Source organism: Aquiluna sp. KACHI24 (assembly GCF_025997915.1).
Classification (GTDB): Bacteria; Actinomycetota; Actinomycetes; order Actinomycetales; family Microbacteriaceae; genus Aquiluna.
Map to the genome: position 1 here is coordinate 48,104 of NZ_AP026677.1, position 24,212 is coordinate 72,315.

22 protein-coding genes and 3 tRNA genes are annotated in these 24,212 nt (G+C 53.2%); 19 read left to right on the forward strand and 6 right to left on the reverse strand.

The window, feature by feature from the left end; genetic code table 11:
- Positions 1-3: 3 nt before the first annotated feature.
- Positions 4-924, forward strand: a complete 921-nt coding sequence (pheA, locus tag OO713_RS00275; protein ID WP_264785572.1) for a prephenate dehydratase — start codon at positions 4-6, stop codon at positions 922-924.
- Here pheA and OO713_RS00280 read toward each other — a convergent pair.
- Both OO713_RS00280 and OO713_RS00285 read right to left on the reverse strand, forming a co-directional pair.
- Entirely contained in the window at positions 896-2,629 is a 1,734-nt protein-coding gene (locus OO713_RS00280; RefSeq protein ID WP_264785573.1) for a hypothetical protein, read from the reverse strand. The two genes, pheA and OO713_RS00280, sit on opposite strands and share 29 nt — an antisense overlap.
- A gap of 35 nt (positions 2,630-2,664) precedes the next feature.
- A complete protein-coding gene (locus OO713_RS00285) occupies positions 2,665-3,306 on the reverse strand; it encodes a response regulator transcription factor (protein WP_264785574.1) in 642 nt (213 codons plus the stop codon).
- A gap of 123 nt (positions 3,307-3,429) precedes the next feature.
- On the opposite strand from OO713_RS00285, the gene serS reads away from it, so the two are divergent.
- From serS to pdxH, 15 genes are all read left to right on the forward strand, one after another.
- Positions 3,430-4,695: a serine--tRNA ligase gene (gene serS, locus OO713_RS00290; RefSeq protein ID WP_264785575.1), complete on the forward strand. Its 1,266-nt coding sequence runs from the start codon at positions 3,430-3,432 to the stop codon at positions 4,693-4,695.
- A gap of 4 nt (positions 4,696-4,699) precedes the next feature.
- Positions 4,700-5,518 (forward strand): HAD family hydrolase, encoded by an 819-nt coding sequence (locus OO713_RS00295; protein WP_264785576.1) that lies wholly within the window; start codon positions 4,700-4,702, stop codon positions 5,516-5,518.
- 18 nt (positions 5,519-5,536) lie between these two features.
- Positions 5,537-5,624 (forward strand) — tRNA-Ser (locus OO713_RS00300).
- A 72-nt stretch (positions 5,625-5,696) separates the two neighbouring features.
- A complete protein-coding gene (locus tag OO713_RS00305) occupies positions 5,697-6,908 on the forward strand; it encodes an LCP family protein (RefSeq protein WP_264785577.1) in 1,212 nt (403 codons plus the stop codon).
- 45 nt (positions 6,909-6,953) lie between these two features.
- Positions 6,954-7,048, forward strand: a tRNA-Ser gene (locus OO713_RS00310).
- Positions 7,049-7,342: 294 nt separating this feature from the next.
- A complete protein-coding gene (locus OO713_RS00315) occupies positions 7,343-8,464 on the forward strand; it encodes a tripartite tricarboxylate transporter substrate-binding protein (protein WP_264785578.1) in 1,122 nt (373 codons plus the stop codon).
- 4 nt (positions 8,465-8,468) lie between these two features.
- On the forward strand, positions 8,469-8,999 hold the full coding sequence (locus tag OO713_RS00320; RefSeq protein WP_264785579.1) for a tripartite tricarboxylate transporter TctB family protein: 531 nt from the start codon (positions 8,469-8,471) through the stop codon (positions 8,997-8,999).
- Positions 8,999-10,489 (forward strand): tripartite tricarboxylate transporter permease, encoded by a 1,491-nt coding sequence (locus OO713_RS00325; protein WP_264785580.1) that lies wholly within the window; start codon positions 8,999-9,001, stop codon positions 10,487-10,489. The genes OO713_RS00320 and OO713_RS00325 overlap by 1 nt, the downstream gene beginning before the upstream one ends.
- Positions 10,490-11,659, forward strand: a complete 1,170-nt coding sequence (locus OO713_RS00330; RefSeq protein ID WP_264785581.1) for an MFS transporter — start codon at positions 10,490-10,492, stop codon at positions 11,657-11,659.
- Positions 11,660-11,771: 112 nt separating this feature from the next.
- Entirely contained in the window at positions 11,772-12,962 is a 1,191-nt protein-coding gene (locus tag OO713_RS00335; RefSeq protein WP_264785582.1) for a serine hydrolase, read from the forward strand.
- Between the two features lie 54 nt (positions 12,963-13,016).
- Positions 13,017-13,089, forward strand: a tRNA-Arg gene (locus OO713_RS00340).
- A gap of 245 nt (positions 13,090-13,334) precedes the next feature.
- Positions 13,335-13,472 (forward strand): hypothetical protein, encoded by a 138-nt coding sequence (locus OO713_RS00345; RefSeq protein ID WP_264785584.1) that lies wholly within the window; start codon positions 13,335-13,337, stop codon positions 13,470-13,472.
- Between the two features lie 384 nt (positions 13,473-13,856).
- On the forward strand, positions 13,857-14,450 hold the full coding sequence (locus OO713_RS00350) for a hypothetical protein (RefSeq protein WP_264785585.1): 594 nt from the start codon (positions 13,857-13,859) through the stop codon (positions 14,448-14,450).
- Between the two features lie 443 nt (positions 14,451-14,893).
- Positions 14,894-15,130, forward strand: coding sequence for a DUF899 domain-containing protein (locus OO713_RS00355; protein ID WP_264785586.1), 237 nt, complete (start codon positions 14,894-14,896; stop codon positions 15,128-15,130).
- A 134-nt stretch (positions 15,131-15,264) separates the two neighbouring features.
- On the forward strand, positions 15,265-15,918 hold the full coding sequence (pdxH, locus tag OO713_RS00360; RefSeq protein ID WP_264785587.1) for a pyridoxamine 5'-phosphate oxidase: 654 nt from the start codon (positions 15,265-15,267) through the stop codon (positions 15,916-15,918).
- Between the two features lie 3 nt (positions 15,919-15,921).
- On the opposite strand, the gene OO713_RS00365 is transcribed toward pdxH, so the two are convergent.
- From OO713_RS00365 to OO713_RS00380, 4 genes are all read right to left on the reverse strand, one after another.
- On the reverse strand, positions 15,922-17,460 hold the full coding sequence (locus OO713_RS00365) for an aldehyde dehydrogenase family protein (RefSeq protein ID WP_264785588.1): 1,539 nt from the start codon (positions 17,458-17,460) through the stop codon (positions 15,922-15,924).
- Between the two features lie 65 nt (positions 17,461-17,525).
- Positions 17,526-17,777, reverse strand: a complete 252-nt coding sequence (locus tag OO713_RS00370) for a hypothetical protein (RefSeq protein ID WP_264785590.1) — start codon at positions 17,775-17,777, stop codon at positions 17,526-17,528.
- A gap of 46 nt (positions 17,778-17,823) precedes the next feature.
- Positions 17,824-20,685, reverse strand: a complete 2,862-nt coding sequence (locus OO713_RS00375; RefSeq protein WP_264785591.1) for a fibronectin type III domain-containing protein — start codon at positions 20,683-20,685, stop codon at positions 17,824-17,826.
- A 121-nt stretch (positions 20,686-20,806) separates the two neighbouring features.
- Complete coding sequence (locus OO713_RS00380) at positions 20,807-21,298, reverse strand: NUDIX domain-containing protein (RefSeq protein WP_264785593.1); 492 nt, start codon at positions 21,296-21,298, stop codon at positions 20,807-20,809.
- Positions 21,299-21,412: 114 nt separating this feature from the next.
- On the opposite strand from OO713_RS00380, the gene OO713_RS00385 reads away from it, so the two are divergent.
- The 3 genes from OO713_RS00385 to OO713_RS00395 are packed head-to-tail and all read left to right on the forward strand — an operon-like array spanning position 21,413 to position 24,199.
- Positions 21,413-22,351: a hypothetical protein gene (locus OO713_RS00385; RefSeq protein WP_264785594.1), complete on the forward strand. Its 939-nt coding sequence runs from the start codon at positions 21,413-21,415 to the stop codon at positions 22,349-22,351.
- A complete protein-coding gene (locus tag OO713_RS00390; RefSeq protein WP_264785595.1) occupies positions 22,344-23,036 on the forward strand; it encodes an ABC transporter ATP-binding protein in 693 nt (230 codons plus the stop codon). The genes OO713_RS00385 and OO713_RS00390 overlap by 8 nt, the downstream gene beginning before the upstream one ends.
- Complete coding sequence (locus tag OO713_RS00395) at positions 23,033-24,199, forward strand: ABC transporter permease (protein ID WP_264785596.1); 1,167 nt, start codon at positions 23,033-23,035, stop codon at positions 24,197-24,199. The genes OO713_RS00390 and OO713_RS00395 overlap by 4 nt, the downstream gene beginning before the upstream one ends.
- Positions 24,200-24,212: the final 13 nt, after the last annotated feature.

The window sequence follows — 24,212 nt, forward strand, 5'->3', positions numbered from 1 at the left end:
TCTATGTCTAAGGCAATTCGCATCGCTTACTTAGGTCCTGCCGGCACCTTCACTGAAATGGCTGCTCGGCAAATCCCCGGAGCCCAAACCGCTGCGTTTTTGCCAACCGCTTCGGTGCCTGAGGCGCTCGACATGGTGCTGTCATCAGCAGCAGATCGCGCGGTTGTGCCGATTGAGAACTCAATCGAGGGTGGCGTATCCGCTACCTCTGATGCACTAGCTCAAATGCCGGGTGTTCAGATTTATGGAGAGTACTTAGTTCCAGTCCAGTTTCACCTAATGGCAAAGCCAGGAACTTTGATCTCACAGGTGAGGGATGTCCTTACTCATCCCGTCGCTTACGCGCAGTGCCGCAACTGGCTTGCCAAAAACCTAGATCAGCACAGCCACATCCCGGCCTCCTCGACTGCATCAGCTGCCAAGAGCTTGTCCGGAGGCTTTTCGGCTGACGCCGTGATTGCCGCAGAGGCGGCCGCTGAGCTTTATGGTCTCGAGATTTTGGTCTCCGACATTGGTGAGAACAAGCACGCTCAGACCAGATTTGTTGAGCTTGGTCTAAGTGGTAAGCCGGCTCCAAAGACTGGTTCTGACAAGACCAGCGTGATTGTTGAACTACCGGATGACAGGCCCGGTGGCCTGCTGGAAATGCTCGAACAATTTGCCGCTCGAGGCGTGAATCTATCTCGCATCGAGTCCAGACCGGTTGGAGACCGCTTCGGTCGCTACCGTTTCAACATCGACGCTCAGGGTCACATTGAAGATGAGGCAATCGCTGAAGCTCTGATGGGCCTTCACCGCTTCAGCCCAAGCCTGATTTTCTTGGGGTCGTATCCACGAGCTGACAAGAGTGAATCGAAGCACGAGGGCAACAACACCAACAGCGCATACGAACAAGCTAAACGCTGGCTAGATTCGCTTCGCTAACTCGGTAGGGGATTGTGGCCTCAACCACCACTCCTCCTGACGTATTAGCGATGCTCCAATGCGAGGTCAATTCGTTTAGCAGATCTGAGCCAAGACCCTCGGAACCTTTTGAAACCTTGGTTCCATTGTTCTTTGCGGTGATTTCAACGTTGCCATCCTCTAACCGAATATCAAAATCGATTCGGGTTGCTTGCCCATGCCTAAAGGCATTACCAACAATCTCTTTGACGATCTCGACCGTGCAAATCTTTGCGGTTTCATCAATTGCTTCGAACGCATTGTTGTCGAACTTAATTTTGACTTGGCAGACACCCTCCCAAGTGGTGATCAAGTCTGCGAATTCTTGTTTGACCGACTGCCTCTCAACCAAACCCTTTTCAAGAGCGACTTTGGCTTTTTCGATGTCCGCCGCCACCAGTTGCAATACAGTCTCGGGATTTTGATCTTTGAGCTTGAGACGAGAGTGCGCGACCGTAAGTGCTCCCTGAACTGTGCCGTGAATGACGAATGACCAGTTGCGCTTGGCAATCCACACAGTTTGCTCTACCAAAGCAATCTCGCGAGCTAGCTCGTCGTTCAGGTCCTGCAGTTTTTGTAATCCACGCTCTTGGCTGGTGACATAGGTTGCTCGGATAGCGATGGAAAAACTTACAAGAACGACTAAACCTGCGCCGGATTGCCGAAGGCCCACCGCTCCGGGAAACAGCTCAGCAACACTGAATAGATACAGCCAAGTTGGTGTCAGCATCACGCCAGTAAGCAGCAGAATGATCAGCATTCCAAGAGCAAAAGGCGGCTCGTATTGCTCTGGAATTGCCCACCGGATTAGGCCCCCTAGCGGGAGCATCGAGAAACTAAATAGCAGTAGGGTCATGGCAAATGTTGTTCCACCCAATGCGTTTGCGGTGGTTATTAGGTTCAAATTCGCAAACAGGAATACCAGGTTGGGTCGGAAGCCTCTTTTCAGCGGCAGATTCCTCGGCCCGGTTGGCAAAACCGAAAACTTTGTACCATCCCCATCGGATTTTGCGAGTAGCTCAAACCGAGTCCAAATTTCCTTACTAAGTGGACGAACCTCTTGCTCGACTAGTTGACGCAATCGATCGGCACTTTTTGCGACATCAGTCTTTGCGAGCAAGCTTTTGACCTCGTCTAACTTGCCCAGCAGTGCCTCTTGGGCGCGATTTCTCAAAATCTGCTCGGCCTGCTGCGCCGCTTGGGCAGCGAGCTCGCGGCGGCGAATTAGCTCAGCACGAACGCGCTCGATTTCTTCGGCACTTTTGGTGAACAGGGCCTGGGCCGTCATTACATAGGCAACAACCATCGCGACCAAAACACCCACTGTGAAATCACCCGGGAGTCTGCGGGTATCGATAGCCGTTGATGCTTGTGCCCAGTGAACAAGGCTAGATTCAAAAGCCAGACCTCGGATTAGTTGCGATCCACCGACCAGCACGAGAAGTTTTCCATTGCTGCCATAAAGATCCGGGCTCAGCCTTGAGAGCACGCCGTGACCCAAGAAGTAAAAGAGGAAGAAGGCAAGCTCTGCAAGGAGTAGAGATGGAACTAGCTCAGCAAACGGAACACCTAGGCGAGCTTCTTCATAGGCAAAACCTGACATCAGGTGCAGGATTGGGAACCAGATGAAGAATCTCCAACTCAGTAGGTTTACCCCAGCGAGCTGATTCCAAGACGAACTGAGCACCCCTAGAGAGGAGGTCAGTTGTTTGGCAAGGGTTTTCACTTTGGCAAACCGGAGGCCTTTATATACTCCAGCGCTGCTTTGACTCGGCGCTCCGAACCACCCTGTTCGTCGATCCCAAGTGCTCGATAAGCACGAACCAAGAGCAATCTGACAGCTCTGACCGTTGTTCCTCTGAGCTGAGCAATCTCTTCGTTGGATTTGCCAGCGGCCAGGAGGCGAATAGTTTCTAGCTGCGAATTGCTGAGTTTTCTCAGACTGTGTCCGCTAGATAAATCATCCCTGAGGTGGCGGGTGCGTCCGCGGGCTGTCTCCTCTATGGCCTTGAGCAACACTTCTGGATCGGTGATCCGATCCTTGCGCAGGTAGGCGCTTCCAGCAGGTAGATGCTTGGCCGACTTACCAGCAAGTCTTGGCTCGGAGACGTTAGTCAAAAATGCAATTGATACAGCTGGGGATTGGAACTTGATTGAGCTGGCGACATCGATGCCATCGGGTCCTGAGCCAAGGTCGACATCCATGAGGACTAGGTCAGGGTCGAAGCTTTTGGCGAGCTTAGTCGCCTCCGCTCCCTTGTTCGCAACCTCAACCTCATGACCGGCTGCCTCAAGGGTTTGACGAAGGAGTGCGGAGATGAGTGGCTCATCATCAACCACTAGAACTTTTAGCCTGTAATCCACAGCTAAAGCATGCCACCGAGCCCTAGGAATCACACCAACTGGTGTTCCTCAAGGGGAACATTGAGCACTTCGGAAATCCGAAGCTGCCGAGCCATCAAAGTCAATAAAGGTAGGCTTTAGTCCGTGATTGACCTAAATTTGCTGCGCGAAAACCCAGAAGCAATTCGAGCGTCCCAAAGAGCACGTGGTGCGAATGTTGACCTGGTTGACCAAGCCGTCGAACTCGAGTCCCAGCGCCGTCAGTCGCTAAACGATTTTGAAAAGCTTCGTGCCGAGCAAAACGCTCACGGCAAATTGGTGGCAGCTGCTCCTAAGGAGCAGAAGGCAGAACTAGTTGCTCAGGCCCAGGAGTTAGCAGCCAAGGTCAAGGCAGCCGATGTGGCTGCCGCTGCAGCGCAAGACGAGCTCGACCAGATTCTTCTCAAAATCGAGAACGTCGTAATCCCAGATGTCCCGCAGGGTGGCGAAGAGAACTTCGTGGTCATCAAAGAGGTTGGCACTAAGCCACAGTTTGCATTTGCTCCAAAGGAGCACTCGGACTTGGGTGAGCAGCTTGACATCATCGACCTCGCTCGCGGAGCCAAAATCTCCGGTTCACGCTTTTACTTTTTGAAAGGCTTGGGAGCCAGACTTGAACTTGCTCTCATGCAGCTTGCACTTGACCAGGCAACCGAGGCGGGATTCACCGCACTCATTACTCCGACATTGGTTCGACCAGAGGTAATGCAGGGCACCGGCTTCTTGGGAGAGCACTCCGCGGAGGTTTATTACCTCCCTGCCGACGAGCTCTTCTTGACCGGTACCAGTGAGGTTGCGCTCGCTGGTTACCACAGTGACGAGATTTTGGATGACCTTTCGACTCCAGTCCGCTACGCGGGTTGGTCAACCTGTTACCGCCGTGAGGCAGGTTCACACGGCAAGGACACCAAGGGTATCTTGCGAGTGCATCAGTTCAACAAGCTAGAGATGTTTAGCTACTGCCGCCCTGAAGATGCTGAGCAGGAGCACGCAAAGCTGCTTGCCTGGCAAGAGCAGATGTTGCAAAAGTGCGAGTTGCCGTATCGAGTCATCGATGTTGCAGCGGGAGATCTTGGGTCATCGGCTGCGAGAAAGTACGACATCGAAGCTTGGGTGCCATCACAGCAGACCTACCGTGAGTTGACTTCAACCTCGAACTGCACGACTTTCCAGGCGCGCCGACTCAACACCAGATATAGAGATGAATCGGGTAAGCCAAAGACCGCTGCAACTTTGAACGGCACTCTTGCCACCACGAGATGGATGGTTGCGATCTTGGAGAACCACCAGCAGGCCGACGGATCGGTATTGATTCCGCAGGCGCTTCGCCCGTATCTCGGTGGTATTGACCGCATCACTCCAAAGGCTTAGCCGGATGAGCTCACCCTGGCTCATTGGCCTAGACATCGATGGCACCCTCGTGCACGATGACGGATCGCTTTCAGAGCGAGTGAAGCATGAGGTCAAAAGGGTCCAGGCGCTTGGGCACAAGGTTGTTATTGCCACCGGACGAGCTGCAGCGAATGCCTACCCAGTGATCAAAGAGTTGGGCCTTGATGAGGGTTTCGCAGTTTGCTCCAACGGAGCGGTGACGATCGAACTTGGCGGCGCTCGCGGATATCACGTGGTTGAGGTCAAGACTTTCGACCCTGCTGAGATTCTTGGCCTGCTAATTGAAAAGCTTCCAAACGCTCACTTTGCGGTTGAGGATGTGGATGGCAGCTACCGGTTTAACAAGCCCTTCCCAACCTATTCACTTGGTGATCAAAACTACGAAGCGGATCTAGATACCCTCTCTCACCACCCGGTGTCACGTGTCGTTGTTCTCTCGCCCGATCATGATGTTGAGGAATTCTTGGGCATCATTGCAGACATTGGTTTGCAGTCGGTTTCATATGCAATTGGTTACACGGCTTGGCTAGACATCGCTCCCCAAGGCATCGACAAGGGTCACGGTCTAGAGCGTTTGCGTGCACAACTCGGTATCCCAGGCGATCAGGTCTTAGTGATGGGCGATGGCCGCAATGACATCGAAATGTTTCGCTGGGCAAAGGATCTCGGTGGCTACGCATTTGCCATGGGGCAGGCACCCGATGAGGTGAAGCTTGAGGCAACCGCAGTTACCGCTTCGGTTGACGATGACGGCGTAGCTCAGGTGCTTGGCTCAATTGAGGGGCTGCAGTTTCTCGATTAGCCCACTAAACTTCCATGCGGAGGTCTGTCCGAGCGGCCGATGGAGCTGGTCTTGAAAACCAGTGGACAGCAATGTCTCGTGGGTTCGAATCCCACGGCCTCCGCCAGCCAAAACCCGCCAAGTGGCGGGTTTTGTTTTTCCTAGGGACAACTCAGACTTTTATCTTTAGACTTCTCTGGTGACTCAGCCGGATTACGATTTTTCGTCAACGCCGAGACCAAAGCGAAGAGGCTGGCTCAAGAAATCTCTAATTGCTATGGCCAGCGTTGTTGGTCTCGTGATTGCCCTATTGGGTGGTGGCTACGTCTACCTAACTTCAACTCTCAGTGCCTCCGGTATCGATGTGTTCTCAACCGACGGGGAGGAATATCAGCTTCCAACTCCTGAGGAAATCAACGGCCCAATCAACGTCCTGCTCATTGGTTCTGACACTCGAGCTGGTCAGGGGTCTACCGCCTACGGCAACTCGACCGCAAACCTTGCTGACGTAATCATCTTGATTCACGTCACCGCTGACAGATCTAATGCCGTTGCCATCTCTTTCCCAAGAGACCTGATGGTTCCCCAGCCGGAGTGCAGAAACCCAGATGGCGGAGACCCATACCCAGCCAAAGACTTGGTTCAGATCAACGCGACCATGAACTCCGGTGGACCTGCCTGCACCCTGCAAACTATTCAGGCGCTAACCGGCATCAAGATTCCGTATCTCGCGATGATCGACTTCAAGGGCGTAATCGCAATGAGCGAGGTTGTCGGTGGTGTGACTGTTTGCGTTTCAGAAGACATTAGCGATGACAAGACTCAGCTCTATCTAGAGGCCGGAGAGCACACTCTCGAAGGCCAGAGCGCACTCGCGTTCCTGAGAACTCGATACGGGGTTGGAGATGGCTCCGACCTATCGCGTATTTCAAATCAACAGGTCTTTCTCTCTGCTCTGGTTAGAAAGCTAAAGAGTGAGAACGTTCTCACCAACCCATTCCAGATGTTCCGCATCGGAACCGCGGCCCTAGAAAACATGCAGCTTTCAAACTCGCTTACCAACATCGGCGTGATGCTCGGTTTGGCCCGCGAGGTGAACGATGTTGACCTCGACATGATTACCTTCATCAAGCTCCCCGTCTACAGCATGAAGGGCGCATACTCCGGTCGAGTTGGTCTGATCGAAGATCAGGGCCAGTTCCTGTTCGAGAAAATATCGGCCGATGAACCATTGATTTTGGCCAAGGCAAACTTCGGTCAAGGAGCTGTGGTGGCCGAGGGTGAAGATGCGAGTGGCGAGAGTGCTACGACTGAAGGAAGTCAGACAGCAGTGTCAGAGAGTGAGCCTGTGGAGACTCTCCCAGAGTGGGTTCAGGGCACCAAGGCATCAGTAAAGAGCTGCTCAAAGTAGTGGTCGAACACCAGGGAGTTTTCTTGTAGGCTTTCTAGGCACCAAGGAGACGTCGCATAGCCCGGTCGAGTGCGCCTCACTGCTAATGAGGTAGGGGTCTTAAAAGCCCCTCGGAGGTTCAAATCCTCTCGTCTCCGCCAAGCACCAGGAATAAGGCCAATCTGGCCGAGTGGTAAACAGTAAACAATTTTTTGTCCGTGTTCTGTTTGCACTCTGAAAGCGTTTTCTACTACAGTCCCCATTACTGAGGGAGTATTCCTAGGCAACCAGTTCGTCATCACGGCCCAAAAGCCCGGATTGGTTGGTCACCCAAAAAGTGGCGGGAGAGACTCAGTCTTCGGTTGACAATGGGGTTAGCTGATTGACGATCCCCTCGTCCTCCGAAGCCGATTTCCAAACGGGAAATCGTCCCACTTTTATTTGGAGGACAAATAGTGAAGAAGATTGCTATCGCAGCAACGACGCTGGCGTTGGTTGCTTCTACCATCACCCTGGCCCCAGCGGCCAATGCAAACACCCGCGCTGAGAATGCACGCTACGGTCTAGCCTGTGCAACTTCAGGTCAGGTAGCTGCAAAGCGTGGTGCTGACGGTAGTGACCTTATTTGTAAGGTCGCACCGCAGGGAAGCTTCAAGGGCAAGCGCGTTTGGCAGTATGCCAAGTGGCCAACCCTAAAGGGCATGGATGTACTAGTTCCAGCAGGTGCCGGTGGTGGCTATGACACCACTGCTCGTCGCATGATGGAGTCGATGAAGGCCGAGGGTGTTCTACTCGCTGACGCCACCTACCGCAACCTGCCAGGCGCCGGTGGAACTACTGGTCTATCGAGCTTCCTGAACAACGACACCGGTAAGGCCGGCAAGATGTTGGTCATGGGCTTCGCTTTGGTTGGTGGAGTTCAGTCAACCAAGGTTTCGTTCAAGAACTCTGACACCGTTGCAGCTGCTCGCCTGATGGGTGAGTACGAGGTTGTAGTTGTGCCTGCAAACTCCCCATACAAGACCCTTCAGGATCTAGTTAAGGACATCAAGGCCAAGAAGACTGCACTGCCAATCGCTGGTGGAAACCTCGGTGGTATTGACCACTACACCGCAGTTCAGATGTACGAGAGCATCGGTCTATCGATCAAGGACCTCAACTACATCGTTTACTCCGGTGGTGCTCAGGTAACCACGTCGCTACTGAACGGAACCGCCAAGGCCGGTATCTCCGGTTGGGGTGAGTTCCAGGCTCAGGTAGAGGCAGGAACCCTTCGTCTATTGGGCATCAGCTCCGCAAAGCGCGTTGCTGCTATCCCAACCAAGACCTTCACCGAGCAGGGCGTCAAGATGGTATCCGTGAACTGGAGAGGCTTCATGCTTCCAAAGGGAACCAGCGATGCTGACCGCAACCTAGTGATCCGTGCCCTTGACGTTGCCCGCAATGGTGACGCCTGGAAGGCCAACCTCAAGAAGTACGTCTGGAGCAACAACTGGCTAGCCGGTAAGGACTACCAGAGCTGGCTTGAGGGTGAAGAGGCCAAGATCAAGAAGCTATACACCGACCTAGGACTCTAGTTCTGTGACCCAAGCTTCAAAGAAGGTAGCAAAGGGGGAGCTGGTATTTACCAGCTTCCTCTTTGCAACTTCAATCGTTGTATTAGTTGACACCACCAACATGGTTGAGTCCAACGCAGTTGGATTCGTGGGACCGAAGGTCTTTGCCTACATCGTTGGTGGTTTGATGTTCTTCCTCTCCGCTCTGCAGCTGATCTTGGTCTTGCGCGGTGCGAAGGGTGAGCCTGAGGGTATTGAGGCTGGAACTCAATCCGATAAGGCCAACTGGAAATCCTTTGGAATCGTGGTCCTCGCTCTCGCGCTTTATGCAGCGCTGATTGAGCTTTTGGGCTTCTTGGTCATGGGACCAGTTCTCTACTTTTTGGTAGGTAAAGCAATTGGGGTGAAGCGCAATGTCACTTTGGCAATTGTTGCTTTCATCGTAAGCGTGGTGGTCTTCATAGGATTCACGCAAGGACTACAGCTTTATCTCCCACTTGGATTTGACTTCCTAATCCCAACCCCAACTGAGACCGTTGAGGATGGTGGTTGGTAATGGATTTCGCAAACTTTGCTGAAGGCTTTGCCGCCTCGCTAACTCTGACGAACCTGATGTTTGGTTTGTTGGGAACAATCTTGGGAACCCTGGTGGGTGTGCTGCCGGGCATTGGGCCGGCGCTCGCGATCTCACTGCTATTGCCAGTGACTCTGACGGTTGATCCAACCGCAGCCCTGATCATGTTCGGCGCCATCTACTACGGAACCATGTTTGGTGGTTCAACCACTTCGATCCTTTTGAATGCGCCTGGAGAGTCTGGGTCTGTGATGACCACCCTCGAAGGCAACAAGATGGCACGCAACGGCCGCGCGGGTGCCGCGCTGGCAACAGCCGCCATAGGTTCCTTTGTGGCGGGTGCGATCGCAACCGGAATCGTTGCGATGGCATCTCCTGCGATTGCATGGATCGGTGTTCGCATGACTCCGGCCGACTTCTTCGCAATGATGGTCTTGGCATTTGGAACTGTTGGTGCTGTTCTGGGTCAGTCAGTAATCCGAGGCCTGCTTTCACTCAGCATGGGTCTAGTGCTCGGCCTTATTGGATTGGATCTACAGACCGGTGCAGCTCGTTTGACCTTCGATGTACCAAAGATGACCGATGGCATTGAGACTGTGGTCTTAATCGTCTCGCTCTTTGCACTTGGAGAAGTTCTATACGTTGCGCTTTATGGTCGGCTCAGTCCAATCGATCGAAATGCATTCAAGGGCTTTGCCACCATGACCAAGTCCGACTGGAAACGATCATGGGGACCTTGGTTGCGTGGAACCGCAATTGGTTTCCCGACCGGTGTATTGCCAGCTGGAGGATCTGAACTTCCAACCTTCTTGAGCTACAGCCTTGAAAAGCGTCTTGCAAGAAAGAAGCACGACGAGTTTGGTAAGGGTGCAATTGAGGGTGTTGCAGGTCCTGAGGCGGCCAACAATGCGAACGCTGCGGGTGCGATGGTGCCACTGCTGGCACTAGGCCTTCCGACCAGCGCAACCGCTGCTGTGATGCTCGCTGCTTTCCAGCAGTTCGACATTAAGCCTGGGCCACTACTGTTCACCGATCAGCCGGTGTTGGTTTGGACTTTGATCGCATCGCTCTTTATTGGAAACCTGCTGCTCTTGGTTCTAAATCTGCCGCTTGCTGGAGTTTGGGCCAAGATGCTTTTGATTCCTGCCCCTTACCTTTATGGCGGCATCGTGCTGTTCGCCTTGGTGGGTGCATATGTCCTCAATGGCGATACTTGGGAGATCTGGGTTGCTCTCGTGATTGGTTTACTCGGCCTTCTGTTCCGAAGATTCGGTTATCCGGTAACACCTTTGATTCTTGGTGTGATCCTGGGGCCAATGGCAGAGCAGGAGTTCAGAAGAGCACTGCAGGCATCTGCCGGTGATCCAAGCATCTTGATTGCAACCCCGTTCTCAGTGACTGTTTACGTGTTGCTTGCGATCGTGATTGCAATTCCAAAGCTCTATGCACTTTGGAAAAACAAGATCGCATAAATGAAGGCTGCAAGAACGAGCGATAGCCGCTGGCTATTGCTCGTTTTGCTTAACTCGGGGTTTATTCAAGCCGGCGTTTATGTCGTTAGGCCAATGATCACCTATCGAGCCGTGGACCTTGGAGCGGATGCGACACTGGTGGGTTTAGTGGGATCGGCCTTTGCACTTGCCCCGCTGCTATTTGCAATCGTCATGGGCAAGTGGGTTGATAAAGGTCGTGACGGCACCGCGTTAGTGGTTGGTTCGGGTGTCTCACTGGCTGTGACGCTGGGGCTTATCTTCTTCGAGTCATTTTCGTTTTTATTTATCGCGATGCCGCTTCTGGGTATTGGCCACCTGTTTGCCATGCTCGGTGGTCAAACCATGATTGCCAATCGCTCGGCGGATCCAAAGTATGAGCGAAATTTTGGACTGCTCACTTTCTATGCATCGGTTGGCCACGCGGTTGGACCTTTCTTTGGTGGGGTCTTGGCAGATCGAGGAGGAGTCGAAGTTGATGTCAACGCCGCGCTTTGGTTTGCGATCGCACTATTTGTCGGTGCAGCTCTGAGTGTGATCTCGATGTTTCGAAAAACCCTTAAAGTTCACATCGGGGCATCGCTTGATGCTGGTGCAGTGCGCAAGGTGCTGGCCGTGAAGGGCTATAAGTCGGCGATCTTTGTTGCTGGTTCTTCCACTGCGGTGGTGGATGTGATGCTGATCTTTTTGCCTCTTTTAGGAAGGCAGCTTGGCTTTGGCTCAACCCAGATCGGAATTTTGTTGGCAGTCAGGGCACTGGCCTCGATGGGTGTCAGGGTTGTGCTCGGCCGAATAAGCGATCGATTCGGGATGAAGCGCATCTTGAACACAGGGGCGCTCGTGACGCTACTTGGGGTGATTGCGATTGCCTTTGTAACCGACTTCTATCTGCTTGCCCTTGTGATAGCGATCACAGGGTTTGCTATGGGAATTGGACAGCCGGCAACTATGGCGTGGGTTTCTCGAATCTCGGACCCCGATCACCGCGGCCTCGCAATCTCGATTCGACTCACCTCAAATCGTCTCGGTCAGGTTGTGGTTCCAGCGGTGGCGGGTTCGATAGCAACTGCTGGCCTGGGGTCAGTCTTTTTCCTTTTGGCCGCGCTGCAGGCTGCGTCAATTGCGGTTACGAACAGAGCGCTCAAGACCTGATTTAGCGCAACCTGGGATTCAGGGTTAGCATTGGGAAACATTTGAAAGCTTGATCGTGGGGGACGAGAGAGGAGGAGTCGGTAATCCGAGCTATCGCTCGTCCGCACCTTCGATGAAAAAGACTCTCAAACTCATTTCGTTTTGGTTCCTCATCCCGATTCTCGCCCTTGCTGTCACAGCATTCTCCTTGACTCTCGTGGTCAGGTATCCAAACCCTGTTGCTGCCTACCAGCTCGCGCAGAGTGTGCCATCTGAGCAACCTGAGCTGATGCCCACCCATGTGATTCCAGCCTCGGTTTTGCCGCATGAGTGGGAGGTTGCGACCGAATCAGAGGTGCTGCCCGAAACCTTCGAGTTTGAAGGCGAAAGTTATGTGGTCGATGACCTGCTCAGGGCAACTGCCACCAAGGCGTTTTTGGTAATTCGAGACGGTGTAATCACCTATGAGAAGTACTCAGAGGACTTTTCACAAAATGAGCTCATCAACACAATGAGCATCGGCAAGACCATGGTTGGCATGGCGATCGGAAACCTGATAGCCGATGGTCTGATTCGTGAGCAAGAACCGGTCACAACCTACCTACCTCAATATGCATTTGTTGAGGGTCTAGATCAAGTCACCATCAAACATCTTTTGGACATGCAGTCCTGCATCGGAATTGATGAGGATTACCCCTCCGGTCCTGCCGGTTGGGGGTACCCAGTGGCTCAGATGTTCGCCACCACCGACATGGACTTTGTCTTAACGAACAATCTGAAGGTGGTTTGCGAACCGGGTAGCGAGGAATACGAGTACCGCTCTGTGAACACCCAGCTGTTGGGCATGGTTGTAACCCAGGTTTCTGGAATGTCACTGTCTAACTACTTTGGCTCCAGCGTTTGGGAGCGCGTTGGCGCAGCCAACGATGCCAGCTGGGCAGTTGATCGTGAGGGTGGCTGGGAGAAGTCGTTCTGTTGCTTCAATGTCACCGCTCGGGATCTCGCCTTGGTTGGTGGAGTGTTTCTAAATGAGGGCAGAGCTGCATTCGGTCCACAAGCTGGGGCGAGGGTCATTAGTGAGGACTGGCATGCACGCATGACCACCCCGGCCAAGGTTTGGTTTGGCGGGTTTGGTTCCGAGCGCTTTGGGGCAAACATGTGGCACCGGCCAAATGGCAGTTACCTGACCCAGGGTTATCGCGGCCAGTTCATGCTCATGAACCCAAAGACCAACACCATCATCGTCAAGCTCTCGGATGATGTTGAAAATAACTACTACGACCAGGTGCTTACCCTGCTCGATCTGATCTCTGCACAGCAGTAAATCGGGACTTTAGTTCTTGGATGGTTTTGCGCTAGACTCTTCCATCGTTGCCCAGCGCTCGTAGCTCAACGGATAGAGCATCTGACTACGGATCAGAAGGTTGGGGGTTCGAGTCCCTCCGAGCGCGCTGAGATGACGCGGTTTTCACGGCCGCGTCATTTCTCTTTCCGGATTATTCCTTTAGGTTCCGTTCCGCTTGGATTCGAATCAGTATCAGTCGAAATTAGCAGCCTGGCCATGCAGACATCCCTGCCACTCTGAAAACTCTCTGAATCCACCCTTCGCGACGGCGACCTACAGTTCGGCCATGAATTTGGAATCAAAGCTGATCTCCATGCCAAATTCCTGATTGATTTAGACGATGGTCGCCAATTGGCGCTGTCGCTTTCAACCTCGGCTCTGCTGGAGGCAGTCTTGCACGTTGCAGCCAAAGGCGAATCAATCACCTTTACGACCCTTCCTGTCGAAATGACAATAGCCGCCGCAGCCGTCTCGCTTTGGGGTTTCTAGACCGAACCCCAAGAAGCGAATTAGCGATAAGGGAATTCCAGCACATAAGGTTGGCTCTCACACTAGGTCAAAGACTGAGGACCTAGTGAAATTCAAAGTCTGTCAAAATGCAAAGCAGAGGAGTGTATTTTCCGAGCTTCGTGAGATGCCTGAGGCCCTCAAGTAGATGGAAGTGCAAGGGGTTCTTCTTGATGACAACAGCTTGGTCTCGACGACTCTTGGAGACTGGTCTTTCATGATTCGTTCGGAAACTGGAGCGAACATGCTCGCATTGATAACTTCCGAACATATTTATGAGATGTTCGATAGGTAGAATCTCAACATTTGTAACGGGGGTAAAAAATCAAGAAACCTAGCTCAACAGTTTTGACTAAGCGCCTCTTGATGGCGTTTGCGGTCTACGCAATAGCGTCGGTAATGGTGCTTGGGATTCCCGGCAGGGCTTATTCTGCTGTGTCGACACCTCCAGACGGAACAGTTGTTATGTACTCGGCAACAACTGGTGAGTGGTATGCCGGTGATCCCATTATTGATCGTTCGTCAGAAACTTCACCGCGAATTCAAACCAGATTGAACCCACTCGTGATCGGTCTGTGTAATGCTGGCGTTGCCGATTTAGTAGTCGCTACGATGAACAGCTCAGCAGACGGTGCAGTGGATTTGAAGTGTGGCACTAGCGCCGAGGGATATGTACACATAAGAGCAAGGCACCAAACGGCGTGGGAAAACCAGAAGGGCAGCGGGGGACTTTGGGATGACTTTATGGTTTGGGCCACAACAAATGCATTAGCTGCGCCCTCGTTGGTAATCAATTTCGCAGGATCAAAGAGGTGCTACACCACACCACTTGTAGTGTTCAAATACGTAAACGGGGCACCTCAATATGTAAAAACCTTCAACCCCACTATCATCGTCTCCTCTAACAACAAGAAAGTGATAACTTCCATCCCAACAAACACACCGAGCTGCCAAGGCTAGTCAATTTGGGACCAGACGAGATTGTTTTTTCATTCAATTGGACGCGCTGGCCGTTCGTGGAGGTAGGCGAATCCTCCTTGAGGAATCAGTTGGAGCCAAATTTGGTCTCAGACTTGCAAGACTGGTGTGACTTTATGCTTGCCAACTTCGATGAACGAGACGGCTTCTCAACTCCTCAAGCCAGAGAGCGAGCCTCCAATCAATACGAGAATCTTTGTAGGCGTTTAGAGGCGAGCAAGATAGCGTTCAGCACCGACAATTGGTGGAGCTAGAACGACTCCAATTGAATTGGAAACCTCAGGCAGCTCCATGCTCGCAACTTCAGTCAGGTGGCAATCTGGCGGGCCCCAGTGGCGAAGCTCCTTCATTTCAAAACCAAGGCTAATCTGGAGCGAACCGGGACTCCGTGGTCATAGGGCAACCCAGAACCTTGGAGTGCGGATTTGAATGGCACCGAGATGCCGGGAATCAGTGATGTTCTAAGAGTTGGCAAAAAAGTCTTCTTGACCTATGACATCGTCGGTCGTGGGATAAAGCAATTTCACAATGCCTACCCATATCTTGACCTGACGGCACTTGGTCGCCAAGAGGCTTGGGAAAAACCAAGCGGTCGAAGCAGACCCCTTGGACTTCAAGCGGGTGGCCCAGGAATGAAACTGCCAGATCAATACGGCAAGTAACAAGAGGGGCCTGTCCACGCCCTGGCGAGGAAATTGGCAGTCAATGCGAAAAACATTCTTTGGGTAAAGCCCCCACCCACATGGATTCAGTTAGCTCTCCTAATCTCGCGCTAGTCGGGTGACAAAATGGCTACATGGAATCCTTAGAGCGTCACGAAGACTACGGCCAGGAGCTGTTGGACGAATCACACTTGCTCGCTGATCCAATCGAGCAGTTCAAGCTATGGCTCAAAGAGGCTGAGCAGTCGAACATCTATGAACCAAATGCATTCGTGCTCGGAACCGTGGATCCTGAAAACCATCCGCGCTCAAGGACCGTTCTTCTAAAGGGCGTGGGTGAAGAGGGGTTCTTCTTTGCCAGCAACTACCTGTCCCGAAAGGGGGAGGCGTTAGCTGCAAACCCATACGTGAGCTGTGTTTTTGGTTGGTACTCGATCTACAGACAGGTTCTGATTCAAGGTCGGGCACACAAGGTGAGTGCTGAAGAGTCCGATGCCTACTTCAACTCAAGGCCAAGAGAGTCGAGAGTGGCTGCCTGGTCTTCGCACCAGTCTCAGCCAATTGAGTCTCGAGCAGCCCTGGATGCCCAGTTCGAATCTGCGCTGGAGCGATACCCGGGTGAGGATGTTCCGAGACCTGCGCACTGGGGCGGCTATTTGATCGTCCCCAACCGAATCGAGTTCTGGAAGGGTCGCTCTAATCGCATGCATGACCGCATTGAGTTCTCACGGACCATTGCCGATTCAGGTGTAGTCAGCGAGTGGCAGGTGCAGCGGCTGCAGCCCTAACTTCTAGGCAACTTCTGGGTACCTAGATCCATCTGCAAAGTTTCCGTACAGACGGCCCTCACCTTCTGTTACCGACTGCACCAGCAGGTCTCCACCAACAAAGCAACCACGCCAGCTTGCACCGCGACCACCGAACACCTCTGCCTTGTCACCACGGCTTCTTGGCTTGTTGATCCCAAACTTGAAGGCTTGCGACTCTTCTCGGACCCTCTCCGCGAAGGCCATGTCATCTGTTGCAACCGAGCTAACCAGGTTTCCATTCGACACATTCATGGCTGCAAGTAGCTCGGCCTCGGTGTCAACCAGAACAACAGAGTCAAGTGGCCCAAATGGTTCGGAGTGGTGAATCGACCAAGACTTCGGAGGCTCCAAGAGTGTCATCGGTGCCACATACGCCGAGGTGTCTTGCCCATCTAGGAACGTGCCTGAACTTAGCTTGCCGCGGTAAAGCGGCACACCACCACGGTTTACTGCCTCATCAAAGGCTTCGTTTAGTTCTTTGGCTTTCTTTGCGGAGATTACGGAGCTGAAGTGCAGATCCGGATAGTCATCGTTCGGATCTTGGACCGCAAGTGGGTGACCAAAGCGCAGGTTCTTCACTACCTCCAGGTACATTTCTAAGAATTCTGGGAAGAGTTCACGCTGGACCACATAACGTGGGTAGGCGGTGCAGCGCTGTTTGCCGTATTCAAAACCCTTGGTTAGGTGCGCTGCCAGCTCAGACCAGTTGGAGTAGTTCCAAATACCCCAGGAGTTCAAGCCTTCCTGTTCCAAAATGTGACGCTTAGCCAGCGAAGTCAGTGAGCTAGCCGCGGCGCGACCATTATTGCGACCACCAACAAACGCAAGGGCTCCGAGCTCTGGTGAGCTAACTAGCGCTGGAGCCAGCTCTGAACCCGAACCCGAGATCAGGGTGACCGGCAGACCCGCCCGCGCCATCAGCGCGTGCGAAAGAGTTAGTGCATGAAACCCACCCTGACTTGGAGTCTTAGCAATCACCGCGTTGCCTGCTAGCAGTTGGACGAGCTCGGCGTGAACCAGAACGCTTAGCGGGTAGTTCCAAGAAGCGATATTTGATACCGGTCCAGACAGCGGGGTTCGACCTTGAATTTGACGATCGATTTCACCGAGGTACCACTCCACGCCTTCGATACAGCGGTCGACATCGGCACAAGCCAGCTTCCAAGGTTTACCAATTTCCCAAACCAGAAGCTGTGCAATGGTGTCTCTGTGTTCGCGCAGTAATTCGACGGCTTTCGCTACCCGGTTCTTCCGCTCATCTAGCGTTACCTTGCCCCAGGTGGTGTGCATCTTTGATGCCTTGTGAACGGCATCCTGAGTCTGCTTCAAATTGAGCATGGATGGGCCCACGATGGTTGATTGATCAACTGGCGTGAGATGATTGGCCTGGTTTCCCAATACCACCCATTCGCCACCAATCAGGTTGCGAATGGATTGTTGATCAAATGCCTCGGGTGCTGCCTGACGAGCGCGATTGAAGACCGATTGAAAATCAGTGCCCTGCTTTAGATGTAGTCCCATTCATCATCGAACGTCTAGCTGGTTGATTAGCTTCCCCACGTAGCTCAATCGTTATAACCATTGGGCTAGCGAAAACTGATTTTTTTGGCGTTCATGATCACTTTGATGCGGGCGATCGAGGACTTAGATATGCCTTCTAATTCGGTTAGCTCGGTCAGTGTGATCTTTCTAAGGTCACTGACCTTGTATAGCTTGGCGTCTACCAGTGCCTTCCGAGCTGGGGCAGTGAGACCAATCTTTCGCCATTCGCCATCAAGTGCCCCATACGCGCTCATGTCAATCGGGACATAACGGCGTTTGGGCTGAGGCTTGACCATTTGCCTAGTCTAGGGACCCCGAGTTACCCGGCTTCCGGTATGTCAATTAGTCCTTTGAGCCGAATATTTCTATAAATACTGACCGGTGCCTGGCCCCAACACCTGATGCCGGCCAAGCCTTTGTGGTGTAGCTGGCATTTGGATACATCGCTCTGATTCGATCGCAAGCAGCCTTAGCTCTGCTCAGGGCAAGTAGTCGATCGGACTCGGTTGCCTTGGTTGAAGATGTTGTGCCGGTGCAAATTACCTTTGACGCCTGTCCCATGCCTGAGACCTTTGCTCTCAATCGGGAGCCAAGCGAAGCGGTAATTGTTGATCGATCACCCTGGAAGCCGGAAAGGCGCATTCGGCTCCAACTGGCTCTTGGGGAAGGCGATTCCAGTACTGGAGTTTCTTCAATAACGGTTTGGGCTTTCGCGATGGATTCAAATGCCTCGAGGAACGTTAGAGAACCACCGCCGTCAACGACCATGTCCAAGTCGTATTTTCCAACCTTTAGGGATGGGAGTCGAAGAGTAATTTCGGTTGCCGACGAACTCTCGACCTTCACCGGTTGGCCGGCGATCGAGATTTTGCTGATCAGGTTCAGTCTTCTTCCAAACAGCGTTACCTGCTCACTGGCACCCTCCTCCAAAACTCGTTTTGAGAAGGAGTTGATTTCGGGCAGCAGCGGGGTAGTCCGGATCGGATTGGACTGTGGAGCGGTTGCCGGGATTATCGAGTTTCCGGTCAAGGTACCCGCTTGATAGACCCCGTTTAGGAATGCCCTCTGAGTAATCGTGGCTGACTGACCAGGGGCTAGTCCAGTGACTGTCAGCGGGATGGTACTTCCCGAGGGCGCTCCAGCGGTCACTGTTCCTGCCGTGATGGTTGGGGTATCCCAGCTGTACTGAGCGTCATAGTTTGTGATGTTGACGGTGAAGCCATCAACGGTCGCAACTGGTGCGCTGAATGCTGGAGCTGGTGGCACGTTGGCTGCGGTGATCACCGGGTCTTCGGTGAATTGGATAACCAATTCACCGTTCCTAGTGGCATTTCCAATCACGCGAACCGTGTCGCCAACAATCTGCCAAGCGGTTGCCCCAGCAACGATGTCGGGGTTAGTGATGGTCAGCAGAATTGGAATGCTGGCGTCAACCACATACTTTGGCGTATTGACATCGTCACCCTTGGCCCAGGTGACAGCCAGGTTTACAAAGTAGTCCTTGGAGTTATTGATTCTGGCCTTCGCGAGCTCGTCATTTAGCAATCTCCAAAAGATCACCTCGGTGCCCGGCGCCAGTGCGCCATTTGGAATTTGAATCCTGACCGAGTTACTTGAACCGGCGGCCACCGTCACGTCGATGCTTTGATTTGCCGCAATGTTCCAGGTCAAAACCTTGGATGCCCCTTGACTTGTGTTTAGACCCAAAAGGGAGTTCTGCACCCACTGAGCGGTGAGGTTCGGGTTCGTTGCTCCGACCGTGTAGGTAGCACCAGGTGCATAGAGCGTGCTTCCCTCTTTCCAGCCGGTGAAGGTGAAGTTGGTTCTGGTGGGTCCGGCAGGAATGGTGAAGGTTTCACCGACCGCTAGAGTGCCACCGGCTGGCAACGGGCTCGTTTCTGCCAGAGTGCCCGATAGATAGGTCAAGGTTCTGGTTTGAGTAATTCCAGGTCTCACCGTGATTGGGAGCGATGCCGGCCCAGCACCAAATGGGTTAAGTGCGCGCAATCTGACGTTGTAGTTGGTGAAGTTTGTCAGGTTCGGGATGGTGATTGGTGAGGCAACCGATGCTGGGTTTCGGGTGATCCAAGTCTGGCCATCATCAAGTGAGTAGGCGTAATTGGTGATGGCCATGCCGCCATCGTTATCCGGTGCAGCAAAGTCAATTGAAACCGAACCGTCACCGGCAGCATAAGCCTGGTTGGTCGGTCTCGAGGGTGTGCCGGTTGGCACTACAGATCTACCCAGTGAAGACGCTGCTCCGGCTGAGTTTCTGGCGGACACACGAATCGTGTATGCAGTTCCGTTGGTTAGACCGGTAACGGTTGAAGTTCTGGCTGTGCCCGGTACTGTTCCAAAAACCTTGTAGGTGGAGTCGGGCTGACTGGTCTCTTTGTATTCGATTAGGTAGTCATCAACTGCACCTCCAGCCCCCGGGTCCTTCCAGGAGACTGTGATCTGACGATCTCCCGGTGACACCGGAAGGTTCGCATTGCTAAGTGGATAACGGAACAGCACAGCGGTGCCATCTGGAAAGTCCCAAGCTCCGTTTGGAATTGCAGGGGAAAAGCGGTTTCCGCTACACGCAACCGTGCAGCTGTTGAATGGGTCAGCAATCTGTGGGCTAGAGGACCTGACAGCATCGCCCCAGATCAAATTGCGGCTTGCTGGCTGAAGATCCTCCAGGGAAACGCTGAAGTCACCGTTTGAGATGTTTCCCGAACTGTTGGTGAAGCCGGTGATGTGCTGATTCAGAATCAGGTAGCCGCTGTGCAGAATGTCCTTTGGGTCCGAGACACTGCGACCCACGGCCACCTCACCACCTGGGTAATCGAGCAGTGGAATGTTGTTGAGAACTCCCGACCAGTTCTCCTCACCGCCGTTTCCCTGACCTGGGGGGACATAGCCATTTCCACCCATGGGCAGGATGTAAATGAAGGTTTCGCCACTGATTGGGTAGACGTCAAGGGTCTGAATGGCATCAACCTGCGCGTACCAGCTCACGTTGTTTTGGTAAAACAACCTGGTGATCTCTTGGTCATTACCCATAAAGACCGCGAAGTCATTGTCTGCCAATACCTTCAGCTGAACCTGGTTAAACACCGGCCCAGCAGGAGGTTGCGGAGCGTTGGCTTGGGCCGCAACCGGAACTAGAGTCTGGACCAAACCAACTAGCAGTGAAAGCAGTAGAACCTTGATCTTCATCAGCGTCGCCTATCTAGCACTCACAAAGGTGAGCGCTGGTTAGCCGAAGGCTAAAACCCCATGTTCCGCAGAGGGAATTTCAATACACCTGTTATGCACTTCTCATACACGTGTTATTCGGTTATCCGCTGATGCGTTGCTCTGGTAAGACGGTGGTGGTGAGGCCATCGTGGTTCAAGATCTGGTCGAATCGCTCGGCTAGATCAACCGGATAGACAGTCTCCGAAGTTTGAGATGGCTCGGCGAAAGACCACCATTTGAAACGAAGAAACGATTGCTGCTCAACTTCAGTGAGCAGTGCCGGTGCGGGTTCAAACCGATGGGCACGCAAGGTGAAGAAGAATTCGCGCTGTCGATACAACTGCCCCATGAATTCAAAACTGGCTACTCGTTCCCAGAGTGGTTCGCCCGAAACCTGAGCGTGGAACCCAGTTTCTTCGAATAGTTCCCTGGCTGCGGCTTGGTGAAAACTTTCGCTATCTTCCAGCCCGCCCCCTGGCGTGAACCACCAGTGACCTTTTGCCGGTTGAGTCGGGTCACTGCCAGCAAGCAGCAAGATTTCGTTTTGCTCGCTCAGCAGTAAAACCCTTGCGACGTCTCTCACCAGCTCCATTTCACAAAGCCTAGTCACGTGATTCACAGTCGGCTCGGGGCCAAGTCACAGGAACAGCTCGTAGTGTGAGCGGGTTGACTCTATTGAGCGCTTCGCAGCGCAGGAGAGGGCAGGATGCGTAAAAAGCGCTGGCCAATAGTTCTAGGTTTACTGATTGCAATTTCCGCAGTTGGAGCAATCTTCGTTGCACCCAATTTCGCCCCCAAGCCGGAGTATGAAACCTATGAGGTGATCCGCACCGAGGTCATCAAGACCGTCTCCGCGAATGGTCAGTTAGCCGAGACTGAATTACTCTCCTATGGCACCGCCGCGCAACCAATTCTCAGTTCCGTGAATGGTTCCCCCGCTGCCCCAGCCCAGTTTGGTGCAGCACTAGAGGTTGAATCCATCGAGGTCGATCTGGGCGAGTTGGTTGAGAGCGGTCAGCTACTTTTCACCTATCTTGACCAACTCGGTCGCGAGGTTGAAGTCGAGGCTATTGACTCCGGCGTGGTGCGATCGATCGATACCTCGGCGGGGCTCAGGACCGCAACCTCAGTTCTCACCATCGGCAGCGATGAGCCAATCGTTTCGGTGTTTGTGAGTGAGTACGATGCCGACTTGGTCAAGCTTGGTCAGATTGCCAACGTTGAGTTAGATGCCATCAATGCTGAGTTTTCAGGAGAGGTTCTTCGGGTCGGCCAAGTTGCCCAATCTGTCAGCGGCATCAAGCAGTATGAAGTTTTGCTTCAGGTTTCAAAGCTGCCGCAAGGAGCTCGCTTCGGCATGAGTGCCACCGCTGAGATTGAGGTTGAAACCAAGGCCGATGTGTTTGCCGTGCCGTTGAGTGCTCTAGTTGGTGAGGACGAACCACAGGTTGATTTGCTGAGAGTCGACCAAGATGGTAACCAAAGTGTTGAGCGAGTAAGCATCGAGCTTGGGCTCTTCGGCGATAGCTACGCCGAGGTGACCAAAGGTCTAAGCGAGGGCGATCAAGTCATAACGGGTATCAGCGGCACGATCCCGGGACCTGTGAACTTTGGACCTCCTCCAGGAGCGCGCCAGAGTGACTAACGCTGTTGTCAGCCTCAAGGATGTGCGACGCGAATACCTGGTTGGCGATCAGGTAACGGTCGCTCTAGACGGCATCGATCTAGAGATTCAAACCGGGGAATACGTTGCAATCGTCGGACCTTCCGGTAGCGGTAAGTCGACCATGATGAATTTGATTGGCTGTCTCGACAGGCCGAGCTCTGGAGTAGTTGAGATATCAGGCTCATCAACCCAAGAGCTCAACGATGATCAGCTGACCGCGCTTCGGTCCAAGTCAATCGGATTTGTGTTTCAACAGTTTCAACTCTTGCCCAACACCACCGCCATCGAGAACGTAATGGCACCACTTTTGTATCAGGGCATTCCCTCCGGCAAGGCGCGACAGCGGGCCGCGGAGATGCTTTCGCAGCTGGGGTTGGCTGAGCGCCTGAACTTTGATCGCAACCGACTATCTGGTGGGCAGCAGCAGCGAGTCGCCATCGCCAGAGCGCTGGTTACCGAGCCAGATATCGTGCTGGCAGATGAACCAACCGGTGCTCTTGACTCCAAAACCGGCGCGCAGGTAATTGAATTGCTGCAGCAGCTGCATCGAGATGGAAGAACCATCATTTTGATCACCCATGATCTTGAGATTGCGGCGAGCGCACCTCGAAGAGTTTTCTTGCGCGATGGAAAAATCGAGCGAGACGAGAGGGGTGCAGCGTGAATCTGCTTGGCACCGCACGGCTAGCGCTCAATCGAATCTGGGCCACAAAGACTCGATCGCTATTGACCATGTTGGGTGTTGTGATTGGCGTTGCCGCAATCGTTGCCCTCACCTCAATCGTTGATGGCGCATCACAGGGCATCAACAAATCTCTTGCCACCCTTGGCACTAATCAGCTCAACATCTCAGCCATGGCTCCAGATGCGTTGACCGAGCAAGATGCCGAGGCTCTGGCAAAGCTCGAGGGCGTTGCCGTGATGTTTATGCAGTCCCAGAACGAAGGCACGATTGCGACATCGGAGGCCCGGGTAAGTGCCAGATTGGTCGGGGTCTCCAAGGACTACTTCGAGGCAGTAAAGCCAGAGCTGGCACTCGGCTCATACCTTTCTTCTAATCCTGCTGCGCTGCAATCTAGAGATGTCGTCTTTGGAGCCGATGCCGCCAATGATCTAGGCCTCGATGCAACCATGCTGGGCGAGACGGTGAAACTAAACGGTCAAGCATTCCGGTTGGTTGGAGTCTTGGATGACCAGGCTGGTTTTGGAACGTCGGGTCGGGTTTACGTGAGCCTGGATGCAGCCAGAAAGATCTTTAGCCAATACCCCTACGTTTCCTCGATCGTGATTCAGGCAACGACCGCAGAGGGTGTTGACGCACTTCAGGTTGCGGCAGACAGACTGCTGCGTGAGCGATACGGGCTATCTGATTCAACCGATGCTCGATACACAATCACCAATCAGGCCTCCCTGCTATCCGCAGTTAGCAGCATCACTGACACGTTGGGTCTTTTGCTAACCGGCATTGCTGCGATCAGCTTGATCGTTGGTGGCATTGGAATCATGAACATCATGCTGGTCTCGGTTCGTGAGCGAACCAGGGAGATTGGGGTTCGCCGAGCGATTGGCGCTAAGCAAAAAGATATCCTCACCCAATTTCTGATCGAGGCCGTGGTGCTGTCTTTGGCCGGAGGTGTAGTCGGGCTGATACTTGGAGAAATTGCCGCATTCTTCCTCGCCATCTTGGGCGATTGGGAATTTTCGATTCGTATGGACACAATTTCTCTGGCCCTGGGCTTTTCCTTGGCAGTGGGAGTTCTTTTCGGAGTTTGGCCAGCCCGGACCGCATCTCGCCTAGAGCCAATTGATGCTCTGCGGTTTGAATAGCAGTAGTCCTAAG

Excerpts from the sequence above, each read along its gene's own strand:
- OO713_RS00335 (WP_264785582.1), top strand. The coding sequence starts at position 11,772 with ATGAAAAAGACTCTCAAACTCATTTCGTTTTGGTTCCTCATCCCGATT.
- pdxH (WP_264785587.1), top strand. The coding sequence starts at position 15,265 with ATGGAATCCTTAGAGCGTCACGAAGACTACGGCCAGGAGCTGTTGGAC.
- OO713_RS00350 (WP_264785585.1), top strand. The coding sequence starts at position 13,857 with ATGGCGTTTGCGGTCTACGCAATAGCGTCGGTAATGGTGCTTGGGATT.
- OO713_RS00295 (WP_264785576.1), top strand. The coding sequence starts at position 4,700 with ATGAGCTCACCCTGGCTCATTGGCCTAGACATCGATGGCACCCTCGTG.
- OO713_RS00330 (WP_264785581.1), top strand. The coding sequence starts at position 10,490 with ATGAAGGCTGCAAGAACGAGCGATAGCCGCTGGCTATTGCTCGTTTTG.
- pheA (WP_264785572.1), top strand. The coding sequence starts at position 4 with ATGTCTAAGGCAATTCGCATCGCTTACTTAGGTCCTGCCGGCACCTTC.
- OO713_RS00365 (WP_264785588.1), bottom strand. The coding sequence starts at position 17,460 with ATGGGACTACATCTAAAGCAGGGCACTGATTTTCAATCGGTCTTCAAT.
- OO713_RS00325 (WP_264785580.1), top strand. The coding sequence starts at position 8,999 with ATGGATTTCGCAAACTTTGCTGAAGGCTTTGCCGCCTCGCTAACTCTG.
- OO713_RS00375 (WP_264785591.1), bottom strand. The coding sequence starts at position 20,685 with ATGAAGATCAAGGTTCTACTGCTTTCACTGCTAGTTGGTTTGGTCCAG.
- OO713_RS00370 (WP_264785590.1), bottom strand. The coding sequence starts at position 17,777 with ATGGTCAAGCCTCAGCCCAAACGCCGTTATGTCCCGATTGACATGAGC.
- OO713_RS00385 (WP_264785594.1), top strand. The coding sequence starts at position 21,413 with ATGCGTAAAAAGCGCTGGCCAATAGTTCTAGGTTTACTGATTGCAATT.
- OO713_RS00380 (WP_264785593.1), bottom strand. The coding sequence starts at position 21,298 with ATGGAGCTGGTGAGAGACGTCGCAAGGGTTTTACTGCTGAGCGAGCAA.